This window comes from Blautia sp. RTP21359st1_E11_RTP21359_211015, assembly GCF_040910705.1.
Taxonomy (GTDB): domain Bacteria; phylum Bacillota; class Clostridia; order Lachnospirales; family Lachnospiraceae; genus Blautia_A; species Blautia_A fusiformis.
Genome location: NZ_JBDGAB010000009.1, coordinates 52,973 through 73,891, shown reverse-complemented (window position 1 = coordinate 73,891; position 20,919 = coordinate 52,973). Strand labels below are relative to the sequence as shown.

The following is a 20,919-nucleotide window of genomic DNA, read 5'->3' as shown; positions in this document are numbered from 1 at the left end:
GAAAAAAGATGGTGGATTCAGTCCGGTTCACCATCTTTTTGTAACTGTTGTGGAAATACCTGTATCGCAGCTGATGCATAATATGTTATAATTTACAGATAGTGTAGCTGTCCAGAACTTTTATAGTTAAAATAAAAGTACAGCCTTTCGATTCATTCAATTAGCTGTACTCTCATTTCCTAGATTGACATGATCCAGCAAAGGGATTGCGTAATTGATATCGTTACGCTGCCCTTCACGGATCATAAAATAAACCGGATAACCGTATGCATCTACAACTGCATGGATTTTTGTGCTGGCTCCACCACGGCTGTGTCCGATTTCGTTTGGAGGCCCCCTTTTTTTGCTCCAGCATTATGCTGATGAGCTTTGACGATAGAAACGTCCATTGACAGTTCTGTTAATTCGGCTTCTAAGCTCAAAACACGAAAAATATTATCAAGGGTGCCGTCTTCAATCCATTTACGGAAACGGGAATAAACCGTTTGCCAGGAGCCATAACGTTCTGGAAGGTCTCGCCATGGAGCTCCGCTACGAGCAATCCAAACAATTCCATTCAGAATTGTCCGGCTGCATTTTTGTGGGCATCCCTGTTTTCCAGAATTTTCAGGCGGCAGTAATGAAGCTATACGGATCCATTCTTCATCGGTTAATTCGTATCGTCTCAACATAATTTTTCAATTCTATCATAAAAGGATTTTGGGTTCAAGATGGGGTAATGAGAAATTTTCTATTCGGATGTCCTGTTTATTCTTTATGATCATTCCAATACATGCGACAGTGCAGTGCCCTTTCCGGAAATAATAAAACGGCTTATATCTTCATGCTCCAGTTCAAAATTGGTGTCCAGGGCTATCCTTTCGCCTGATAGTTTTCATACAGTTCAGAAAAGAAGCTGTTCTTTCAGTTTCCATTTTCTGTTCCTGGAAGTAAAGGCTGCCTCCACAGAATTCAGAAGCAGCAGCCTTTTCTGCTCCTGGGTAAGATTTAACAGAGATTCCATATATCGGAATTCCCGGGAAAGGGTTGTTCTTTCAATCGCCGGATCGTCGGTATTTAAGGTTACCTTAAGTCCCATTTCGAGAAATGCTTTCAGCGGATAAGCAGACATTTCTTCCACAGCTTTTGTCTGGCGGTTGCTTGTAGGACACATTTCCAGAAAAACGCCCGTATCTTTTACAAGCTGTATCACTTCTTCATTACCTGTGATCCGCACGCCGTGGCCAATCCTGGCCGCACCCATATGAATGGCCGTTCTTACATCGCCGGCATCACCGGCCTCGCCTGCATGGATGGTAAATGGAACCTGATATTCTCTTGCTTTTGCAAAAAGCGCCTCGTAATTTTCTGTTGGAAAGAGTGCCTCGGCTCCTGCAAGATCGATAGCAACCACGCCGCCATCTTCAACAAGATATTTTTTTGCCAGCTCCAGAGTTTCCAGATTTTCTTTCTGGTTAAGATCACCGCGCATACAGCATAAGATCAGATTACCGGGGATGGGAGCTCTTTTCAGACCACGTAATGCAGCATGGATCGCTGTTTCCTGAGTCATTTCCTTCTGTGTATGGAGCTGTGGGGCAAAACGAAGTTCTGCGTAGATCACACCGTCTTCTTTCATTTCAGAAAGGATAAGATAAACAGCCTCTTCCAATGCCTCTTCTGTCTGAAGAAGAGAAAGAGGCAGGTCAAAGCATTTCAGAAAATCATTGAGATTTTCGCAGGTATCCGGCACAGAAAGGAGAGAAAGAAGCTCTTCATCTGTGGCAGCCGGAAGCGTGATCTGCTGCAATGCGGCAAGTTTTCTGGCTATCTCTGTGGTAATGCAGCCGTCCAGATGTGCGTGGAGATCGATGTAGTGATCAATTCTATTTTCTGTTTTCATAGGCGCTAAGTACCTCCCTGGTTGGATTTATTCTTATCCCTGAAATGGTTTTGCGTTTCTTATGGTATCTGTCGGAAGGAAATATTAAGGTGAATTCCGGGTTATATTTCCTGTGTGGCTTTTTTTAACCAGGATTGCTCTTCTTCATTCAGATACGGAGAAATCTTTTCGTATACAAGGGCATGATACTGATTGAGCAATTTGCGCTCTCCTGCTTCCATCTGTTCCGGATCGATACCTTCCAGATCAAATGGGACCAGAGTCAGTGGCTCAAATTTCATAAACTGGCCGTAAGATGTTTTTTCGGCTTTTTTGCAAACTACAAGATTTTCGTGACGGATGCCGAATTCATTTTCCGCATAATATCCTGGTTCATCGGAGGTGATCATCCCTTCTTCCAGAACAGGAGCCGGAAGCTCGGCAGGGCTTTTCCAGCGGAAGCTCTGCGGTCCTTCGTGTACATTGAGAAGATAACCTACGCCATGGCCGGTTCCGTGGTTGTAATCCTCTCCCATAGCCCAGAGAGGTCCTCTAGCCAGGGCATCCAGATTCAGGCCGGTACAGCCGTAACGGAATTTTGCTGCTGCTAGGTTCAGGTGTCCACGGAGTACTGCTGTGAAATATTTTTTTTCTTTTTCAGTAACCGGGCCAAGTACAACGGTGCGGGTGATATCAGTAGTGCCCTCCAGATAATGTCCGCCTGTATCCATCAGAACCAGCCCTTTTGGCTCCAGTGGAATATTGGTTTCTTCTGTTGCACTGTAATGGACAATGGCTCCATGTGCACCGTAGGCAATGATGGGATCAAAGCTGTTTCCCTGAAAATTCTCCTGTACGGAACGGAATTCATAGAGCTTATCAGCAGCGGAAAGCTCGGTGATCTCCTTCATTCCCACATTCTTCTTCAGCCAGTGGATAAACTTCACCATTGCAACGCCATCTTTAATATGGGCTGTCTTTTCATTCCGGACTTCGGTTTCATTTTTGATGGCTTTTGGGAGAAGGGTCAGATTTTCACCGTCCAGGATCGTTACCGTCTTTGGAATACTGCTGACCAGCCGGCTGTTTACATTGTTTCTGGAAAGAAATACCTTTTTCTCTTCGGGGATTGTCTGTACATAGGTGTAAATATCATCATATGGATAAATGGCAATACCGTCTTTGGAAAGTGCTTCCTTAACAGAATCCGAAAAGGCTTTTTCATTGACAAAAAGACGGAGCTCACTGTCATCCAGCACAAGATAGGAAAGAACTACCGGGCAGCAGTGGATATCATTTCCGCGGATATTTAAAAGCCATGCAATGTCATCAAGGGAAGTGAGGATAAAGAGGTCTGCGCCCTTCTCTTTCAGTTTGCTGCGGATCTCACGGATCTTGTCTGCTCTGGATCTTCCGGCCCATTTTTCGGATAATTCCATTACCGGTTCACAGGAAAGTGCTGGACGATCATCCCAGATATTTCCGATGAGATCCTCATTTACAGAAAAATGTACCTGTTTTTTTTGAAGGATTCTTTCTAGCGTCTCTGCTTCTTCTGCGCTTACGGTACGGCCATCGAAGCCGAGACACATTCCCTCTTTCAGATTTTCTTCCAGGAATTTGTGGATCGTTGGTACGTCCGGTTCTCCCATCTTAAACAGAGTAACCGGAGTTCCCTCTAACTGCTGTGCAGCCTGGATAAAATATCTTCCGTCTGTCCAGAGTCCGGCCATGTCCTGCATGATCACGGCAGTTCCGGCAGAACCGGTAAATCCGGTGATGTATTTTCTGCATTTAAAATAATCCCCAACATACTCAGAACCATGAAAATCATCGGTCGGAACCAGATAAGCATCGATTCCCTTTTCCTTCATTTGTTTTCGAAGAGCTGTGATCCGTTCTGTAACTGTCATAATCTTATGCCTCCTCTGTATAACTGTTCTTTATCGCAAAGCCATGATCCATAGGGCCGTTTCCCTTTCCCAGATCCAGCATGGCAGCAAGGGCTCCGGAAATATAGTCCTTGGCACGGTTTACAGATTCCACCATGGAAAATCCCTTTGCAAGGTTGGAAGTGATGGCCGAGGAAAGAGTACATCCTGTTCCGTGGGTGTTGGGATTGTCGATCCTTTTTCCCTCAAACCACTGATATGTTCCATTCACATAGAGAAGATCATTGGCATCATTGAGCTTATGTCCGCCCTTGCAGAGAACTGCACAGTGATACTGCTCGGAAACCTGTTTTGCAGCTTCGATCATATCATCGGCGCTTTTGATCTTCCGTCCGGTAAGCACCTCGGTTTCCGGGATATTGGGGGTGAGAAGATCTGCAAGAGGGAACAGTTCTTCCTTCAGAACATCCACCGCTTCCTCACTGATCAGTCTTGCACCGCTTGTGGCAACCATAACCGGGTCCACCACGATATTTTTTGCCCGATACTGTCGGAGCTTTCCTGCGATCATATGGATCAGATCACTTTCGGAAACCATTCCGATCTTTACTGCATCCGGAAAGATATCCGTAAAAATACAGTCCAGCTCCTGACCCAGGAACTCTGCGGTTGCATTCTGGATGGCTGTGACACCGGTGGTGTTCTGGGCAGTCAGCGCGGTGATGGCACTCATGGCGTATACTCCGTTTGCCATCATGGTTTTAATATCGGCCTGGATCCCGGCTCCTCCGCTGGAATCGCTGCCTGCGATGGTTAATGCTGTTTTCATCTTTGGTTTCCTCCGTTTTCTGTGAATATATGGTTCTGTAACTCTGTCAGATCCCGACAGTAGATATAGGCATCCTTTTTCAGCTGTTCCTGATCCGGTTCTCCCAATGCGTCATAAATACCGGCAGTCAGAAATCCTGCATTTCCGGCAGTCTGCAACGCGTAGAGTGAATCCTCCACAACCAGCGTCCGGGATGGCTCCGTTCCCAGTGCTTCTGCAGCTGTAAGATAGACCTTCGGAGAATGTTTGCTTTCTCCGATCTCACTGGTGGTATAGATTTTATCAAAAAAGGAAAGAAGTCCGTTTCTTTCCAGCGCCCGGCAGATATGTTCCCTGGGGCTTGAGGTTGCCACCGCAGCCGGGATTTTCTGTTCTGCAAGGCATTGAAGAAGTTCTCTGGCACCTGATTTTGCCGGGACCTCTTCAAAATAGTATTTACGGATCCGGGATTTCAGATCCATCACGATCTTTTCTTCGGAATACGCAAGAGTAAACCTGTTTTTCAGCCAGTCCGCTCCCTGCTCCATACTCATGGGAAAAAGGATTTCGTCCATTTCCGCAACCGGCTGATATCCCAGATCTGTAATATATCGTTTTCCAAGCTCCTTCCAAACAGAGAGCGAATCCAGAAGGACGCCGTCTGCATCAAATATCACGGCTTTTATAGGAAAAATCATGTTTATACTCCTGAAAAATTTTTTTGTGATACTCTGTCATTGGAACATTACGAAATAATTTCCCATGACATAAAAAACTGATATAAAAAACGCGGATATATCACAAAAGATATATCCGCATTTATTATAAGCCGCAGATATCCAAAATGCAACCGGGAGTTAAGGAGGCTCATCTGAAACAGCAGCTCTATTTTCAAAACATTTTTTATTCTTTACCGTTAAAACAATATGTGCATACATTACAAGGATCGATCCCAATGGATTCCAGAAGATCATCCAGTCTGTGATAACGGAGAGTTGTAAAATTCTGCATCTTGCAGATATCCTGTACCATCTGCTCGTATTTCTCTGTATGCGGATCTGCATATTCATCCAGAACTTCCTGCGGACAGTTGGGGCCTTCTCTCTTCTCAATCACCTGACGGGTGATCAGCTCCATCTCAGATTTGGAACGTGAGAAGTTTAAATATTTGCAGCCGTACATGATTGGCGGGCAGGCAGGACGGACATGAACCTCTTTGGCTCCGCTGCGGTACAGAAATTCGGTTGTCTCGCGAAGCTGGGTGCCACGTACGATGGAATCGTCTATGAGAAGAAGTTTTTTATCCTTGATCAGCGCACGTACCGGGATCAGTTTCATTTTGGCAATAAGGTTACGCTGGTTCTGATTGGTCGGCATAAAAGATCTGGGCCAGGTTGGTGTATATTTAATGAATGGTCTTGCGTAAGGAATGCCGGATTCATTGGCGTATCCGATGGCATGGGCAATGCCGGAATCCGGAACACCGGCTACAATGTCCGGGTGCACGGAATCGCCGTCTCTTTTTGCAAGCATGCTTCCACAGCGGTAGCGCATCTCCTCTACATTTACACCTTCATAAGAGGCTGTCGGATATCCGTAGTAAACCCAGAGGAAGGAACAGATCTTCATTTTCTTTCCGGGCTCAACCAGAGTTTTGACTTCGTCTGCTGTTACGAATACGATCTCTCCGGGGCCAAGTTCTTTATAATCTTCGTATCCAAGGTTGATATAGGCATGACTTTCAAAGGAAATACAGTATGACCCCTCTTTGCGGCCAATTTCCACAGGAGTTCTGCCCATCTTGTCACGGGCTGCATAAATTCCGTCTTTTGTCATAAGAAGCAGAGTCATGGAGCCGTCGATCAGTCCCTGTACGTACTGGATACCTTCCACAAAATTGTCCTTTTCACAGATCAGTGCAGCGATCAGTTCGGTCACATTGACTGTTCCGTTGGTCATCTCCTGAAAATGTACCTTGGTCGTATCATACAGCTGCTGCAGAAGTTCATCATAATTATTGATCTTTCCCACAAAAGTGAGGGCAAAGCTGCCGATCCTGGAACTGAACAGAAGGGGCTGAGGCTCATAATCAGAAATACATCCGATTCCCATATTTCCCTTCATGGAACCCACATCTCCGTCAAATTTTGTACGGAAAGGCGTGTTCTCAATGTTGTGGATGGCACGGTCAAATCCATGTTCTCCGTAAACAGCCATACCTCCGCGGCGTGTTCCCAGATGAGAATGGTAATCCACTCCGTAAAAAAGCTCCAGTACACAGTCATCTTTCGATGCTACTCCAAAAAATCCGCTCATAATGCGCTCCTCTCTACTACTATGATGTTAACGATTTCTGTTATCGTTCCTATATCCATAATCGCTATCAGTATAGCATAAGAGAATTGAAAATAAAAACCAATTTGGCGGATAATCCTGCTTTTTCAGAATAAACTATAAAGATATTAGCCGGATTTATAGAAGTGGAAAAATTTTTCTGTATGAGACAAAAGAAACAGCTCCGCTTTTACAGAACTGTTTCTTTTGGCCATTTGGCAAATATGTGGTTTAAAAATCCGGTTTATTCCTGGGTGATTCCCTTAAACTCGTAACCGGCTTCCTTGATCACTTCTTCAACCTTTGCCTCGTCAACCTTCTCAGGTACAGAGAATACAGTTGTTCCGTTCTCGTGGGAAGAAACTACGTCTTCTGCTCCGAAAGCTGCCTGGATGGCTTTGTTTACGTGTGCCTCACAGTGTCCGCACATCATTCCTTCTACATTGACCGTTACCTTTACCATTGTTTTGTTCTCCTTTTCTTCTTTTATATTTTCATCATGACTGATGTGTAATGTTACCGGATTTTTGGTTTCTTTGTCTTTTGCTGCATTGTGGATCTGAAACAGATTCAGACGCAGTGCATTTGTTACAACACAGAAGCTGGAAAGACTCATGGCCGCAGTTCCGAACATTGGATTCAAGGTCCATCCGAAAAGCGGGATCCAGACACCTGCTGCAAGGGGAATGCCGATTATATTGTAGAAAAATGCCCAGAAAAGATTCTCATGGATATTCCGAAGTGTGGCGCGGCTTAAACGTACTGCCGCTGGAACATCGCTTAACTGGCTCTTCATCAGAACGATATCTGCCGCATCAATGGCAATATCTGTTCCTGCACCGATGGCAATTCCGATATCGGCTCTTGTAAGTGCCGGCGCGTCGTTGATACCGTCACCGACCATGGCAACCTTTCCCTGCTCCTTCAGAGCGCGGATCACACTTTCTTTTCCATCCGGAAGAACTCCTGCGATCACATCGTCAACTCCTGCCTGAGCTCCGATGGCTTTTGCGGTACGCTCATTGTCACCGGTAAGCATAACTACACGGATTCCCATGTTCTGAAGCTCTTTTACTGCACGGGGACTGTCTTCCTTGATCACATCCGCAACTGCGATGATTCCCAGAAGTTTACCGTTTCGTGTGAAAAGAAGGGGCGTTTTTCCCTGCTCTGCAAGCTGCTCGGCTCTCCTGTTAAGGTCTGCGGAAACCTTTGTCTGGCTGCTGATAAATTTCATGCTTCCGCCTGTCAGTTTGTCACTTCCAAGTATAGCGGAAAGTCCGTTTCCCGGAAGTGCCTGGAAGCCGGTTACTTCACCTGTGGCAAGGTTCTCTTCCTCGGCTTTTTTGAGAACTGCCTTTGCCAGTGGATGTTCACTTTTTTTCTCCAGTGCACAGGCCAGCGTGAGAAGCTCTGTTTCTGTGATTCCCTCTGCCGGAAGAATATCTGTTACCTCCGGCTGACCGCTTGTAATGGTTCCGGTTTTATCCAGTGCGACAATCTGAACTTTTCCTGCTTCCTCCAGGGAAACGGCTGTTTTGAAAAGGATTCCGTTTTTGGCACCCATACCGTTGCCGACCATAATGGCAACCGGTGTTGCAAGGCCAAGTGCGCAGGGGCAGCTGATGACCAGAACGGAAATCCCCCTTGCCAGAGCATAACCGAAGGTCTGTCCTGCAAGAAGCCAGATGATCGTTGTGATCACTGCGATTGTGATCACTGCCGGTACAAACACGCCGGAAACACGGTCTGCGATCTTTGCGATCGGTGCCTTGGTGGCTGCCGCGTCACTGACCATTTTGATGATCTGGGAAAGGGTGGTATCCTCTCCCACTCTGGTCGCTTCGCATTTGATAAATCCGGACTGATTCACAGTTGCCGCAGAAACCATATCTCCGGTTTCTTTATCAACCGGGATACTCTCGCCGGTCAGTGCGGATTCATTGACTGCTGTGGTTCCTTCCAGGATCACTCCGTCCACCGGAATATTCTCTCCCGGGCGGACGACAAAGGTTTCTCCTTTCTGAACCTGCTCAATAGGAACGGTAAGTTCCTGTCCCTTTCGTACCACAACCGCAGTTTTGGGTGCCAGCTTCATAAGGCTTTTAAGCGCATCCGTTGTCTTTCCTTTAGAACGGGCCTCCAGCATTTTTCCTACGGTGATCAGTGTCAGGATCATGGCTGCAGATTCAAAATAAAAATCCATCATGTAATTCATAACTGCAGCAGAATCTCCGTCTGCCTGTGCTCTTGTCATGGCAAACAGTGCATAGACGCTCCACAGGAAGGATGCCATGGAGCCAAGAGCTACCAGAGTATCCATATTTGGGGAACGGCGCCACAGACTCTTAAATCCATTGATGAAAAATTTCTGGTTGATCACCATGATGATACCAGCCAGGAGCAGCTGTACCAGTCCCATGGCTACGTGATTGCCGTCAAACCATTTCGGCAGTGGCCATCCCCACATCATGTGCCCCATGGAGAAATACATCAGCACTAGCAAAAATCCTACGGATGTGATAAGACGTCTCTTTAGAATCGGAGTTTCATGATCTTCCAGCGCTTCTTCTGCCGCAGACATGGAAATCTTCGCTCCGGCAGCTCCGCCCTTTAAAGATGCACCATATCCGGCGGCTTCCACTGCGGCAATGATCTCGCCGGATGAAGCGGTTCCCTCAACTCCCATGGAGTTGGTCAGAAGACTGACGGAACAGCTATTCACCCCCGGAACTTTCGATACGGCTTTTTCCACACGGGCAGAGCAGGCGGCGCAGCTCATACCAGTTACATTATATTGTTCCATTTTCTTTCAGTACCTCCTAAAATCCAGTTTGTCCCTTTATTTCATCAGCTTCTGGAGGGTTGCTACCAGCTCATCAATGGTCTCATCCTTACCTTCCCGGATATCCCGGGCAACGCAGGTGCGGATGTGGCTGGCAAGCAGCTCTTTATTAAACGCATTCACTGCAGCATTGACTGCAGCGGACTGGATCAGGATATCGTTACAGTAGGCATCATTCTCCATCATTCCTATAATGCCTCTGATCTGGCCTTCAATACGTTTCAGACGGTTGATCAGCTTTTTTTTCTCCTCCTCTGAACGTGCAGTGTGTTTTTTACAACAGCAGGGACAGGCTTTCTTTTCAGACATAGGCTGTCTCTCCTTTCTCATAAATACCCTCATGGGGTATCCTCTATATATGGAATAATATATACCCTCATGGGGTATTTGTCAATAGAAACAGTATTTTTATAATAAAAAAGCCCGCTCATCCGATAATGGCAATGAGCGGGTAATATAAACTTATAATTAGCCAAATCAGGTAAGTCCCCAACGGGGTTGCGAAAAACAATAAGCAGTGGGTGGGGACTTGTCGATAATTCTACTCTTCCACGATATGTCCGAAATAATAGAATCCCTTGCAGGTATCCAGGCTTACTTTTACATATTTGCCGATGAGATCTTTTTCTCCTGGGAAATGAACCAAGAGATTATGCTGGGTACGACCTGTAAGAGTACCCTTCTCCCGGTTTTCGTCTTCTACCAGGATTTCCTGAATGGTTCCCTGGAAACGGGAGGAATTTTCCCGGCCCTTTTCCTGCACCAGGGTAAGAAGACGGCTAAAACGGTCTTTTACCACATCCTCCGGCACCTGATTTTCCATGCCGGCTGCAGGGGTTCCGCTTCGTTTGGAATAAATAAATGTGAAGGCAGTATCATAATTTGCTTTTCTTACAACATCCAGTGTTTCCTGGAAATCTTCTTCTGTTTCTCCCGGAAATCCGACCATGATATCTGTTGTCAGCGAAATATCCGGGATTGCCTTACGGATCTTATCTACCAGCTCCAGATATTTCTCCTTGTCGTAACGGCGGTTCATTTCCTTTAAGACTCTGCTGCTTCCGGACTGCAGCGGAAGATGCAGATGGTGACAGATCTTCTGGCTCTCTGCCATGGTCTGGATCAGCTCATCGGACAGGTCCTTCGGATGGGAAGTCATAAAACGGATACGCTTCAGCCCTTCGATCTTTTCCACTTCTTTCAGAAGTTCTGCAAAGGTTACCGGTGTTTCCAGAGTTTTTCCGTAGGAGTTTACATTCTGACCAAGAAGCATGATCTCAGTAACGCCATCTGCGACCAGTTCCTCGATCTCGCGGATGATGGCCTGTGGCTCGCGGCTCTTTTCGCGGCCGCGGACATAAGGAACGATGCAGTAGCTGCAGAAGTTATTGCAGCCAAACATTACGCTGACTCCTGTTTTGAAGGAGTATTTGCGGGAAGTTGGCATGCCCTCTACGATCTCATCGGATTCCTTCCAGATATCAATGATCTGGTCGTCGGTCTGCAGCGTCCGGTAAAAAAGCTCCGGGAATTTGTGGATATTATGGGTTCCGAATACAAGATTTACATATTTATAATCCTTGCGGATCTTTTCTACTACGTGATGCTCCTGCATCATACATCCGAACAGTACGATCTTCATATCCGGGTGCTCCCGTTTGATGCTCTTTAAATGTCCAAGATGTCCATAGATCTTCTGATTGGCATTTTCCCGGACTGTGCAGGTGTTAAATACAACTGCATCAGCATCCTCGGTATCTACCATTTCATATCCCATTTTTTCCATGATGGCCGCAATAGACTCTGTCTGGATGGAGTTCATCTGGCATCCTTCGTTCTGGATGTGGAAGGTGGGATGTTTCGTACTGCTTTTGGCAAGAAGCTCTTTACATTTTTCAATGTACTGAAGCTGGATCTCTGTTTCTTTGTTCTGGCTCAAATCAATTCCTCCAATAACTAAAAATTTCATATGTATCTATAAATTATTTTTCTTTAGACAACATCAGACGGGAGCCTTGAACTCCCGTCTGATATATCATACAGAATTTACAGTTGTCTGTCAAAGAGTTTTTATAATAGCGGTGCAAAAACTCTCAGTACGTTCTGAATGGCACGTACCACAATATTTCTCTTCTGGCAGAATGCCAGATCAATGGGATCACAGTACTCCAGGGTTTCTGTAAAATCATCCCGGATGTCCAGAATCACATCATTCTTATACATCCAGACACCATCTTCAAAATGCAGATAAAGGCTTCGGTAATCCAGATTTATGGTTCCTACGACGCCTACTTTGTCATCACAGACAAAAGATTTTGCATGTAAAAATCCCGGCTGGTATTCGTAGATCTTTACACCTGCTTCCAGAAGCTGCTTATAATAAGACTGTGTCAGCAGGAAGACCATTTTTTTGTCCGGGATACCTGGTGTCATGATTCGGACATCCACACCGCTTTTTGCAGCGAGGCACAGGGCGGTCATCATCTCATTATCTATGATCAGATATGGTGTGCAGATATAAACATAGTTTTTGGCGCGATTGATAATATTAAGATAAACGTTCTCTCCTACGATCTCATCGTCCAGGGGGGAATCGCAGAATGGCTGGACATAACCGTTTCCCGGAAATTCGTTGGGGTGCCACCTGTGCGGAACATAATTTCCGAAATCAAGAGAAGTATCTGTTCTGGTAACGATTCCCCACATATATAGGAACATAGCTGTCATATTCCAGACGCCTTCTCCTTTCAGCATAACGGCTGTATCCTTCCAGTGGCCAAACCGTTTTCGCTGATTGATATATTCGTCAGCCAGGTTGATGCCGCCGGTAAAACCGGTCCAGCCATCGATCACACAGATCTTACGGTGGTCACGGTTATTCTGGATAATATTAAGGATCGGACGGAACCGGTTGAATACTTCGCATTTGATTCCTCGCCGGCGCATCTCCTGATCATACTTGTATGGCAATGTGGTAAGGCAGCCGAAGCCATCATAGATCAGTCGGACATCCACTCCTTCTTTAGCCTTTTTTTCAAGGATATTAAGGATCGTCTGCCACATTACCCCGTCATTTATGATGAAATATTCGATAAAAATAAAATGCTTTGCCTGCTCCAGCTCATGCACCAGAACCGGAAACATATCATCTCCTACCTGAAAATACTCTGCTGTGGTATTCTCGTGAACCGGATATCTTGAATACTGCCAGATGTAATCCGACTGGATTCTCATGGAACGGTCGTCTTCGTTTAAACGTTTTCTTGTAAGCTCTGAGCCTTCCAGGTATTCTGCTGTTTCATCAATAAGATTCTGATAATGCTGTTCCATTACAGCGCCGATCCGCGACTTACCGAAAAGAAGGTACAGGGAAACACCAAATACCGGAAAAATAAGGATCAGCATCGTCCAGGCGAGCTTATAAGATGGATTGATCTTTTTATTTACGATCCACAGAACAACCAGAAAACCTATGGCTTGCATTCCGATCGTCACCCATCTGGAGTATTCCATAAGCCGGAAAAGGGCGATCAGCAGCCATGCCAGCTGCACAACAAGAGCCAGAGCTACATAAAAAATTCGATTAAATAATAATTTAAGGAGCGATCGCAATGGTTTGATAATCAGTTTAATAAACAAATTCATATTTCTTTCCTTCGTCAAACGTTCCTGTTTCTATTTAATTAAAAATCCCTGACCATACAGCCAGGGATTTTTGCGCACAATTAATTATATTTACGTTTTCTTGCGGCTTCAGATTTTTTCTTACGACGAACGCTTGGCTTCTCGTAATGCTCTCTCTTACGGATTTCCTGCTGGATTCCCGCCTTAGCACAGCTTCTCTTGAATCTGCGAAGAGCGCTATCTAAAGTCTCGTTCTCTTTTACGATAACGTTTGACATAGACTCACACCTAACCTCCCTCCAGTTGTAGATTGTGCTAAAATACAACTGTCTGGGTATTTTTCTTGCACGAGTGTTATTATATAGCATAACATGTGGTTTCGTCAACATCTTTTTCGATTTTTATGAAAAAAATGTCAAAATTGTAAATCACGCACAACTTTGTTATTTTGTGAGCTGTTTTTCAAGGATTCCTGCTGCTGCGTCCATAGCTTCCTGAGCCTTTTCCGGATTCTTTCCGCCGGCCTGTGCCATGTTCGGACGTCCGCCGCCGCCACCGCCAACGATCGCTGCCACAGCTTTGATCAGGTTTCCTGCATGAGCGCCTGCTTTCTGAGCTGCATCCGTTGCCATTGCAAGAAGATTAACCTTGCCGTCGTTTACTGCTGCAAGAAGGACAACACCTTCGCCAAGCTGCTCTTTCAGTTTATCACCCAGGTCTCTGAGACCGTTCATGTCAACGCCCTCAACTTTGGCTGCAAGGAGTTTTACGCCGTTTACTTCAACGACTTTATCCATGACATCGCCAAGTGCACTCTGGGCAGCTTTGCTCTTGAGGGATTCATTTTCGCTCTGAAGAGCCTTTACCTCAGCCTGCAGGTGACTGATCTTTTCTACAACCTCGGCTGTATTGGCCTTTAATGCTTTTGCAGCCTCATGGAGAAGCTCTTCCTGCTTTCTGTAGTATTCGATAACTGCTTTGCCGGTAAGTGCCTCAATACGGCGTACACCAGCTGCGATACCGGATTCGGACACGATCTTAAAGAGCATGATGGAGCTTGTATTCTTTACATGAGTACCACCACAGAGCTCTTTGGAAAAGTCTCCCATGGATACTACACGTACCTTCTGGTCATATTTCTCACCAAAAAGAGCCATTGCTCCGGATTTCTTGGCTTCTTCCACATCCATGACATCTGTATGAACATCAAGCCCTGCCTGGATCTCTTTGTTTACAAGCTCTTCTGTTGCCTGGAGTTCTTCTGCTGTCATAGCCTGAAAATGAGCAAAGTCAAAACGAAGTCTGTCCGGAGTTACCAGAGAACCCTTCTGCTCTACGTGGGAACCAAGAACGGTCTTCAGTGCTTTCTGAAGAAGATGTGTTGCACTGTGGTTTTTCTCGGTATCTTTTCTTGCTTCTTCGTTTACCTTCAGGGATACTGTCTCACCTGAGGAAATCATACCGGATTCCATATGTCCTACGTGGCCGAATTTACCGCCGCGGAGTTTGATGGTGTCCTCAACAACAAATTTACCGTTTGCAGTCTCGATTACACCGGTATCACCTTCCTGTCCACCCATTGTCGCATAGAAAGGAGTCTGCTCTACAAATACGGTACCCTTCTGTCCCTCTGTGAGAGAATCTACGATCTCTGTTTCTGTGGTAAGGACAGTAACCTTGGAATCAAAGGTAAGATGATCGTAGCCGACGAATTCTGTTGTTACGTTTACATCAATATCATCGTATACGGTTGCGTCTGCCCCCATATAGTTGGTTACTTCACGGGCAGTACGTGCCTTGACTCTCTGTTCCTCCATTGCTTTCTGGAAGCCTTCCTCGTCAATGCCGTAGCCTTTTTCCTCAAGAATCTCTTTTGTAAGGTCAAGAGGGAATCCGTACGTATCATAAAGCTTGAATGCGTTGTCACCGGAAAGAGTCTTTTCACCTGCTTTTTTCATATCCTCTTCCATGTCGGAAAGGATACGAAGTCCCTGATCGATAGTTTTGTTGAACTGATTCTCCTCATTTGTCAGTACACGGAAGATGAACTCTTTCTTCTCCTCAAGCTCCGGATATCCGGCTTTGGAGCTCTCGATCACCTGTGCACTTAATTTTGCAAGGAAAGTTCCCTCGATGCCAAGAAGACGTCCGTGACGTGCTGCGCGGCGGATCAGACGGCGGAGAACATATCCACGTCCCTCATTGGTTGGCATGATTCCATCGGAGATCATAAATGTTGCGGAACGGATATGGTCCGTGATCAGACGGATGGAAACGTCATCGGCATAGTTTTTATCATATTCTTTATGTGCGATCTCGCATACAAGATTACGAAGTGCACAAATTGTATCTACATCAAAAATAGAATCAACATCCTGAACAACTACAGCAAGACGCTCAAGTCCCATACCGGTATCGATGTTTTTCTGTTTCAGGGTTGTGTAGTTTCCGTTTCCATCGTTCTCGAACTGTGTGAAAACGTTGTTCCATACTTCCATGTAACGGTCGCAGTCGCAGCCTACCGTACATCCGGGTTTACCACAGCCGTATTTTTCGCCACGGTCATAGTAGATCTCAGAGCATGGACCGCATGGACCTGCGCCATGCTCCCAGAAGTTATCCTCTTTTCCGAAACGGAAAATACGTTCAGACGGAATCCCTACTTCTTTGTTCCAGATATTGAAGGCTTCATCATCATCCAGGTAAATGGATGGGTAGAGACGGTCTGCATCAAGCCCTACAACCTCAGTAAGAAACTCCCAGGACCAGTGGATGGCTTCTTTCTTGAAGTAATCACCAAAAGAGAAGTTACCAAGCATTTCAAAGAAAGTACCGTGACGTGCGGTTTTACCTACATTTTCGATATCTCCGGTACGGATACATTTCTGGCAGGTTGTCACTCTTGTTCTTGGCGGCTTCTCAGCACCTGTAAAATATGGTTTCAGCGGAGCCATACCTGCATTGATCAGCAGAAGACTCTTATCTCCCTGAGGAACCAGGGAAAAGCTTTTCATTACAAGATGGCCCTTGCTCTCCATAAAGTCAAGGAACATCTTACGAAGTTCGTTCACTCCGTACTTTTTCATGTTGTTATCCTCCTTGTGTCAACCCTACCTGTCAGCATTTCCGGAATGCCGTAGCTTTATCCCGGAAATGTCACAGATATGGGAAATTATTTTACACAGATCTTTTTGAATTTTTTCTTGCCTCGTTTCAGAACGATCCCGTCCCCTGCAAAAGCATCCTTCTCAACCGTATGGTAAATATCGGTGAGCTTCTCACCATCGATGGATACACCACCCTGCTGGATCGCACGGCGACCCTCGGAACGGCTTGGTACCAGCTCTGCTTTTACAAGAAGTGTGATCAGGTCGATTTTTCCTTCCTTGTCAAAATCTTCCTCTGAAAGCTCTGTTGTAGGCATATGAGAAGTATCTGCACCTGAGAACAGTGCGCGGGCACCCTCCTGTGCTTTCTTGGCTTCCTCCTCACCGTGTACAAGCTCTGTCAGCTGGTATGCAAGGATCTCCTTGGCTTTGTTCAGCTCGCTGCCTTCCCATTTGGCCATCTCGTCGATCTCCTCAAGAGGAAGGAAAGTAAGAAGACGCATACATTTGATAACGTCAGCATCGTCTACATTTCTCCAGTACTGGTAGAAATCGAACGGGGATGTCTTATTCGGGTCAAGCCATACAGCTCCGGACTGTGTTTTTCCCATCTTTTTGCCCTCAGAATTGAGAAGCAGTGTGATGGTCATGGCATAGGCATCCTTGCCAAGCTTACGGCGGATCAGCTCGGTACCGCCAAGCATGTTGCTCCACTGGTCATCGCCACCGAACTGCATGTTGCAGCCGTATTTCTGGTACAGCATGTAGAAGTCGTAGCTCTGCATGATCATGTAGTTAAATTCCAGGAAGCTTAAGCCTCGTTCCATACGCTGTTTGTAGCACTCTGCTGTCAGCATACGGTTTACGGAAAAGTGAGCACCTACCTCACGGAGAAGCTCTACATAGTTAAGGTTCATAAGCCAGTCAGCATTGTTTACCATAAGAGCTTTTCCATCAGAGAAATCGATGAAACGGCTCATCTGCTGCTTGAAGCAGTCAATATTGTGCTGGATGGTTTCTTTTGTCAGCATCTGACGCATATCGGTCCTTCCGGACGGGTCACCGATCATTCCTGTTCCGCCGCCGAGAAGGGCGATCGGACGGTTTCCTGCCATCTGCAGTCTCTTCATCAGGCAAAGAGCCATGAAGTGACCTACATGAAGGCTGTCTGCTGTAGGGTCAAAGCCAATATAGAATGTGGCTTTTCCGTTATTTACCATCTCTTTGATCTCGTCTTCGTCTGTAACCTGTGCGATCAGGCCACGTGCTTTCAGTTCTTCCCAAACTGTCATTGTTCTTTCCTCCTGTATAGCTTTTATGTTTACGCTTTTATTAAAGTTTATAATTTACAGTATCAGCGTAAAAAATAAAAATGCCCGGTTCCTGTCCGTTTAGGACGAGAACCGGGTCCCGTGTTACCACCTAAATTTACAGAAAACTCGCATTTCCTGCCTCATAAAGTGAATCTACATCCCGTTATATCCATATATATCAAGATATAAAACCACTTCAGCACAATAACGGGTGCCATTCCGTCGCAGCCTATCTATAATACGCTATTATTATAAAGTTTATAATTTACAGTATCAAGTTCCGATTCGGTGCGCAGCTCCGGGATGTATTCACAAAAGTTCTACCCTGCGCCTCTCACCTGCCGGCTGCTCTCTGTGGGGTTTTCCTCAAGCTACTTTTTCCCTTCCAAGCCTTTTACTATACTATATGAAGTATACAAACTGCTTTTTTGTTTGTCAAGAAATTTTAATATTGCTTTGACAACTTAAAGTGGCAGAATGTTACTTTTTACTCTGTTCTCAGTAACACGCTTCGCGATGCACAGAATTTACGCTGATCGCATAAATTCGCGCGGTATGTTTCGGGTTTTCTGTGAGTGATAAGTGGAACTTTTATTTCTGTAAGCCATTTATTCCTTCATCTACGTAAAGGTCATTGCCGTCTGCCGCTGATGTGGCAAGCTGATCACACCGTTCATTTAACGGATTATCTGCATGTCCCTTAACCCAGTGGAAGCTTACCTGATGCTGCTCCTTGGCCTTTAAAAGGCGTTTCCAGAGATCTACATTCTTCACATCTTCGTTTTTTCCACGTTTCCAGTTTTTCTTTAGCCAGGAATCGATCCAGTGCTGATTAAAAGCATCTACCAGATATTTGGAATCGGAATACAGATCCACCTGGCAGGGGCGGTTCAGTGCTTCCAGTGCTACGATGGCTGCCATCAGCTCCATCCGGTTGTTTGTGGTTTTTTTGTAGCCTCTGGACAGTTCACGTTCATGTAACTGGCCTTTGGTATCGATGTACTGAAGAACTGCTCCGTAGCCTCCCGGTCCATCCGGATTTCCCCGGGCTGCACCATCCGTATAGATTTTCACCTGCATATTTGCTTCTCCTTAAATTTTCAATTTTATGTCCATACGCCTGTTTGTTCAAAGTTTACTGCCGGAGACTATGTTGCTTATACCCAGTCTACAAAAAATGTATGGCCTTTATAAGTTTCATATTTCACTTTGCTGAAATTCAGATTCTGGTTCCAGAAATAGCTGGTCATCATGAAATACATATAATTAAAATCTTTCTGTTTAAATCCTCTGAGTGTTCTGGCTTTGCCGGAAGTGACATGTTTATTGAAAATAGTCATTGCTTCTCTTGCAGCCTGATAAGCAAGAGTACGGTTTTCAAACTGACCATTGAGACGTTTGAGAAGGGCCCCGTTCCGCACTACAGAATACTGTGGGGTTGTGCTGCTTCCGATATTCTCATAGATCACACCTCGTATCGTAGATGGAAATTCCTTGTCTGATTTGATCGTACGATTCAGAACACAAAGTGCTACTGCTTCCATTCCGATCTTGCCCTGATCGCCTGCCTCCGATTCGCAAAGTGCGGCCAGCAGTGCTTCATCGGATGTCTTGCCGTTGGCTATTCCAGGATGGCTCTTATATTCTTTTACCATAGTGTAATATCTGCTGTTTTTGGTATCGTAAACTTTGACATCTCCATTGCTGACATTTAGATTTGGTTTGGTAGTCTTCGCAGTGGCCACTCCGTCTGCTGCGATGGAGTATGTAATTCCATTCACTGTCACGGAGGTACTTACTGCCATGACACCGTTGGATTTAAAATAATAGTTCTTCTGATTGATCGTCTTCAGACCAGTATACATATAACCGGTACTGGTGGCAAAATAGTAGCTGATATTTTTGGATTTGTTTTTTACCCATTTGGTTGCCATATAACCGGAAGTTTTGTAAAAATAACGTTTCTGCCCTTTGCTGTTGGTGAGCCAGCCGGTTGCCATAATGCCTCCGCCTTTTGTGAAATAACGTTTCCTTCCCTTGCTGCAGTTTACCCAGCCTGTGGTAAGCTTACCTGTTTTGGGATTGAAATAGCGCTTATGGCCTTTGGAATCTGTCATCCAGCCGGTTGCCATAACACCCTTGCCTTTTGTAAAATAGTAGGTATATTTGCCATTGACCTTCATCCAGCCCTTTACCTGTACTCCGGTCTTTGTGTTAAAGTAGTACTTGTATCCGCCCAGGGTCAGCCAGCCTTTCTGCTTGCTCCCATCACTTTTTATGTAGTATGTTTTTCCATCGATAGTTTTAAAGCCTGCAGTGGCAGCCTGTACCTCTTTTGCAGAAGCAGAAAAGACTGTGCTTCCCACGATCAGCAGCATAGCAAGCATCAGACCCTTCAGCCATTTTTTTGTTCTGAAACTCTTCATAATTTTCCCCATTTCCTGTTTTAGATATAAAAGCTAGTTTGTCTCAAAAATTACAAAAATGTTACATTTCGTTTATTATATCGTAATGAATAAACACTGTCAACTTTTTTGTAACTGTGGACGGACTCCTGCCATATGATGAAGTGTAAATAAAATTTGCTGGAGGACTTATCGATGAGTGACTTAGCGGCTACCAATTGTGGATGTGATTGCGGATGTGGTTGTGATTCCGGATGTAGCACAGGATGTGGATGTAACAATAACTGTGGCTGTAATAATGGCTGCGGAAATTCCCTGTTTGGAAACGGTGGAAACAGCTGCTCCTGTATCCTTTGGATCATCTGTCTGATGTGTTGCTGTGGAAACAACAGTGGCTGTGGCTGTAATAACAACGGCTGCAACGACAGCTGTTGGATCATCATCCTTCTTCTGCTTTTGTGCGGAAATGGATGCGGCTGCAACAATTGCTGCTGATCTTTTGAAAAGGCAGAGGTTATTTCCTCTGCCTTTTCTGCTGCCGTTTTTCTGCTTCCTCCTGTTTCTGTTTTTTCTCTTCCAGACATTTCAGATCTATCTCATAAAAAGAATTTCCATCAATGACAAGTTCCTGTTTTTTTTCAGATTCCATAATCACATTCCTTTGAAAAATTTCTTCTATATATAATATGACCAGAGAAGGTTTCTGTCATATTTCTTTCTGCAAATTCAT

At 45.3% G+C, this 20,919-nt stretch carries 17 protein-coding genes and 1 other annotated feature; of the genes, 1 reads left to right on the top strand and 16 read right to left on the bottom strand.

Features of this window, described 5'->3' with window-relative positions; genetic code table 11:
* Nucleotides 1–272: 272 nt before the first annotated feature.
* The 15 genes from AB5026_RS05135 to AB5026_RS05065 form a co-directional block, all read right to left on the bottom strand.
* Nucleotides 273–671 (bottom strand): IS5 family transposase, encoded by a 399-nt coding sequence (locus tag AB5026_RS05135; protein WP_237972393.1) that lies wholly within the window; start codon nucleotides 669–671, stop codon nucleotides 273–275.
* A gap of 212 nt (nucleotides 672–883) precedes the next feature.
* Complete coding sequence (gene add, locus AB5026_RS05130) at nucleotides 884–1,882, bottom strand: adenosine deaminase (RefSeq protein WP_215638676.1); 999 nt, start codon at nucleotides 1,880–1,882, stop codon at nucleotides 884–886.
* Between the two features lie 101 nt (nucleotides 1,883–1,983).
* Nucleotides 1,984–3,774, bottom strand: a complete 1,791-nt coding sequence (locus AB5026_RS05125) for an aminopeptidase P family protein (RefSeq protein WP_368212894.1) — start codon at nucleotides 3,772–3,774, stop codon at nucleotides 1,984–1,986.
* Nucleotides 3,775–3,778: 4 nt separating this feature from the next.
* Nucleotides 3,779–4,582, bottom strand: coding sequence for a bifunctional hydroxymethylpyrimidine kinase/phosphomethylpyrimidine kinase (gene thiD, locus AB5026_RS05120; protein ID WP_195274594.1), 804 nt, complete (start codon nucleotides 4,580–4,582; stop codon nucleotides 3,779–3,781).
* Nucleotides 4,579–5,259, bottom strand: coding sequence for an HAD family phosphatase (locus AB5026_RS05115; RefSeq protein WP_173758320.1), 681 nt, complete (start codon nucleotides 5,257–5,259; stop codon nucleotides 4,579–4,581). The genes thiD and AB5026_RS05115 overlap by 4 nt, the downstream gene beginning before the upstream one ends.
* A 205-nt stretch (nucleotides 5,260–5,464) precedes the next feature.
* Nucleotides 5,465–6,877 (bottom strand): amidophosphoribosyltransferase, encoded by a 1,413-nt coding sequence (locus tag AB5026_RS05110; protein WP_114002522.1) that lies wholly within the window; start codon nucleotides 6,875–6,877, stop codon nucleotides 5,465–5,467.
* A 262-nt stretch (nucleotides 6,878–7,139) separates the two neighbouring features.
* Complete coding sequence (locus tag AB5026_RS05105; protein WP_368212892.1) at nucleotides 7,140–9,701, bottom strand: heavy metal translocating P-type ATPase; 2,562 nt, start codon at nucleotides 9,699–9,701, stop codon at nucleotides 7,140–7,142.
* 36 nt (nucleotides 9,702–9,737) lie between these two features.
* Nucleotides 9,738–10,049, bottom strand: a complete 312-nt coding sequence (locus tag AB5026_RS05100; protein ID WP_059085725.1) for a metal-sensing transcriptional repressor — start codon at nucleotides 10,047–10,049, stop codon at nucleotides 9,738–9,740.
* Nucleotides 10,050–10,281: 232 nt separating this feature from the next.
* Complete coding sequence (miaB, locus tag AB5026_RS05095) at nucleotides 10,282–11,709, bottom strand: tRNA (N6-isopentenyl adenosine(37)-C2)-methylthiotransferase MiaB (RefSeq protein WP_021651459.1); 1,428 nt, start codon at nucleotides 11,707–11,709, stop codon at nucleotides 10,282–10,284.
* Between the two features lie 101 nt (nucleotides 11,710–11,810).
* Nucleotides 11,811–13,385: a cardiolipin synthase gene (cls, locus tag AB5026_RS05090; protein WP_021976940.1), complete on the bottom strand. Its 1,575-nt coding sequence runs from the start codon at nucleotides 13,383–13,385 to the stop codon at nucleotides 11,811–11,813.
* 80 nt (nucleotides 13,386–13,465) lie between these two features.
* Complete coding sequence (rpsU, locus tag AB5026_RS05085) at nucleotides 13,466–13,642, bottom strand: 30S ribosomal protein S21 (RefSeq protein WP_004222305.1); 177 nt, start codon at nucleotides 13,640–13,642, stop codon at nucleotides 13,466–13,468.
* 165 nt (nucleotides 13,643–13,807) lie between these two features.
* The gene (gene alaS, locus AB5026_RS05080) at nucleotides 13,808–16,450 is read right to left on the bottom strand and encodes an alanine--tRNA ligase (RefSeq protein WP_092070532.1); all 2,643 of its coding nucleotides are present in this window, start codon (nucleotides 16,448–16,450) and stop codon (nucleotides 13,808–13,810) included.
* Nucleotides 16,451–16,536: 86 nt separating this feature from the next.
* Nucleotides 16,537–17,763, bottom strand: coding sequence for a tyrosine--tRNA ligase (tyrS, locus tag AB5026_RS05075; protein ID WP_173761462.1), 1,227 nt, complete (start codon nucleotides 17,761–17,763; stop codon nucleotides 16,537–16,539).
* A gap of 97 nt (nucleotides 17,764–17,860) precedes the next feature.
* Nucleotides 17,861–18,181: a binding site (T-box leader), on the bottom strand.
* 194 nt (nucleotides 18,182–18,375) lie between these two features.
* Nucleotides 18,376–18,864: a ribonuclease HI gene (gene rnhA / locus AB5026_RS05070; RefSeq protein ID WP_114002518.1), complete on the bottom strand. Its 489-nt coding sequence runs from the start codon at nucleotides 18,862–18,864 to the stop codon at nucleotides 18,376–18,378.
* A 77-nt stretch (nucleotides 18,865–18,941) separates the two neighbouring features.
* The gene (locus AB5026_RS05065; protein ID WP_179976481.1) at nucleotides 18,942–20,210 is read right to left on the bottom strand and encodes a cell wall hydrolase; all 1,269 of its coding nucleotides are present in this window, start codon (nucleotides 20,208–20,210) and stop codon (nucleotides 18,942–18,944) included.
* Between the two features lie 174 nt (nucleotides 20,211–20,384).
* Between AB5026_RS05065 and AB5026_RS05060 the strand changes: the two genes are divergently transcribed.
* The gene (locus tag AB5026_RS05060) at nucleotides 20,385–20,684 is read left to right on the top strand and encodes a hypothetical protein (RefSeq protein ID WP_015524939.1); all 300 of its coding nucleotides are present in this window, start codon (nucleotides 20,385–20,387) and stop codon (nucleotides 20,682–20,684) included.
* A 19-nt stretch (nucleotides 20,685–20,703) separates the two neighbouring features.
* On the opposite strand, the gene AB5026_RS05055 is transcribed toward AB5026_RS05060, so the two are convergent.
* Nucleotides 20,704–20,838, bottom strand: coding sequence for a hypothetical protein (locus AB5026_RS05055; protein ID WP_255363762.1), 135 nt, complete (start codon nucleotides 20,836–20,838; stop codon nucleotides 20,704–20,706).
* Between the last annotated feature and the right edge of the window lie 81 nt (nucleotides 20,839–20,919).

Coding starts and splice junctions, on each gene's coding strand:
- alaS (WP_092070532.1), bottom strand. CDS start 16,450: ATGAAAAAGTACGGAGTGAACGAACTTCGTAAGATGTTCCTTGACTTT.
- AB5026_RS05065 (WP_179976481.1), bottom strand. CDS start 20,210: ATGAAGAGTTTCAGAACAAAAAAATGGCTGAAGGGTCTGATGCTTGCT.
- add (WP_215638676.1), bottom strand. CDS start 1,882: ATGAAAACAGAAAATAGAATTGATCACTACATCGATCTCCACGCACAT.
- AB5026_RS05125 (WP_368212894.1), bottom strand. CDS start 3,774: ATGACAGTTACAGAACGGATCACAGCTCTTCGAAAACAAATGAAGGAA.
- thiD (WP_195274594.1), bottom strand. CDS start 4,582: ATGAAAACAGCATTAACCATCGCAGGCAGCGATTCCAGCGGAGGAGCC.
- AB5026_RS05105 (WP_368212892.1), bottom strand. CDS start 9,701: ATGGAACAATATAATGTAACTGGTATGAGCTGCGCCGCCTGCTCTGCC.
- AB5026_RS05115 (WP_173758320.1), bottom strand. CDS start 5,259: ATGATTTTTCCTATAAAAGCCGTGATATTTGATGCAGACGGCGTCCTT.
- AB5026_RS05100 (WP_059085725.1), bottom strand. CDS start 10,049: ATGTCTGAAAAGAAAGCCTGTCCCTGCTGTTGTAAAAAACACACTGCA.
- rpsU (WP_004222305.1), bottom strand. CDS start 13,642: ATGTCAAACGTTATCGTAAAAGAGAACGAGACTTTAGATAGCGCTCTT.
- tyrS (WP_173761462.1), bottom strand. CDS start 17,763: ATGACAGTTTGGGAAGAACTGAAAGCACGTGGCCTGATCGCACAGGTT.
- AB5026_RS05055 (WP_255363762.1), bottom strand. CDS start 20,838: ATGGAATCTGAAAAAAAACAGGAACTTGTCATTGATGGAAATTCTTTT.
- AB5026_RS05110 (WP_114002522.1), bottom strand. CDS start 6,877: ATGAGCGGATTTTTTGGAGTAGCATCGAAAGATGACTGTGTACTGGAG.
- cls (WP_021976940.1), bottom strand. CDS start 13,385: ATGAATTTGTTTATTAAACTGATTATCAAACCATTGCGATCGCTCCTT.
- AB5026_RS05135 (WP_237972393.1), bottom strand. CDS start 671: ATGTTGAGACGATACGAATTAACCGATGAAGAATGGATCCGTATAGCT.
- miaB (WP_021651459.1), bottom strand. CDS start 11,709: ATGAAATTTTTAGTTATTGGAGGAATTGATTTGAGCCAGAACAAAGAA.
- AB5026_RS05060 (WP_015524939.1), top strand. CDS start 20,385: ATGAGTGACTTAGCGGCTACCAATTGTGGATGTGATTGCGGATGTGGT.
- rnhA (WP_114002518.1), bottom strand. CDS start 18,864: ATGCAGGTGAAAATCTATACGGATGGTGCAGCCCGGGGAAATCCGGAT.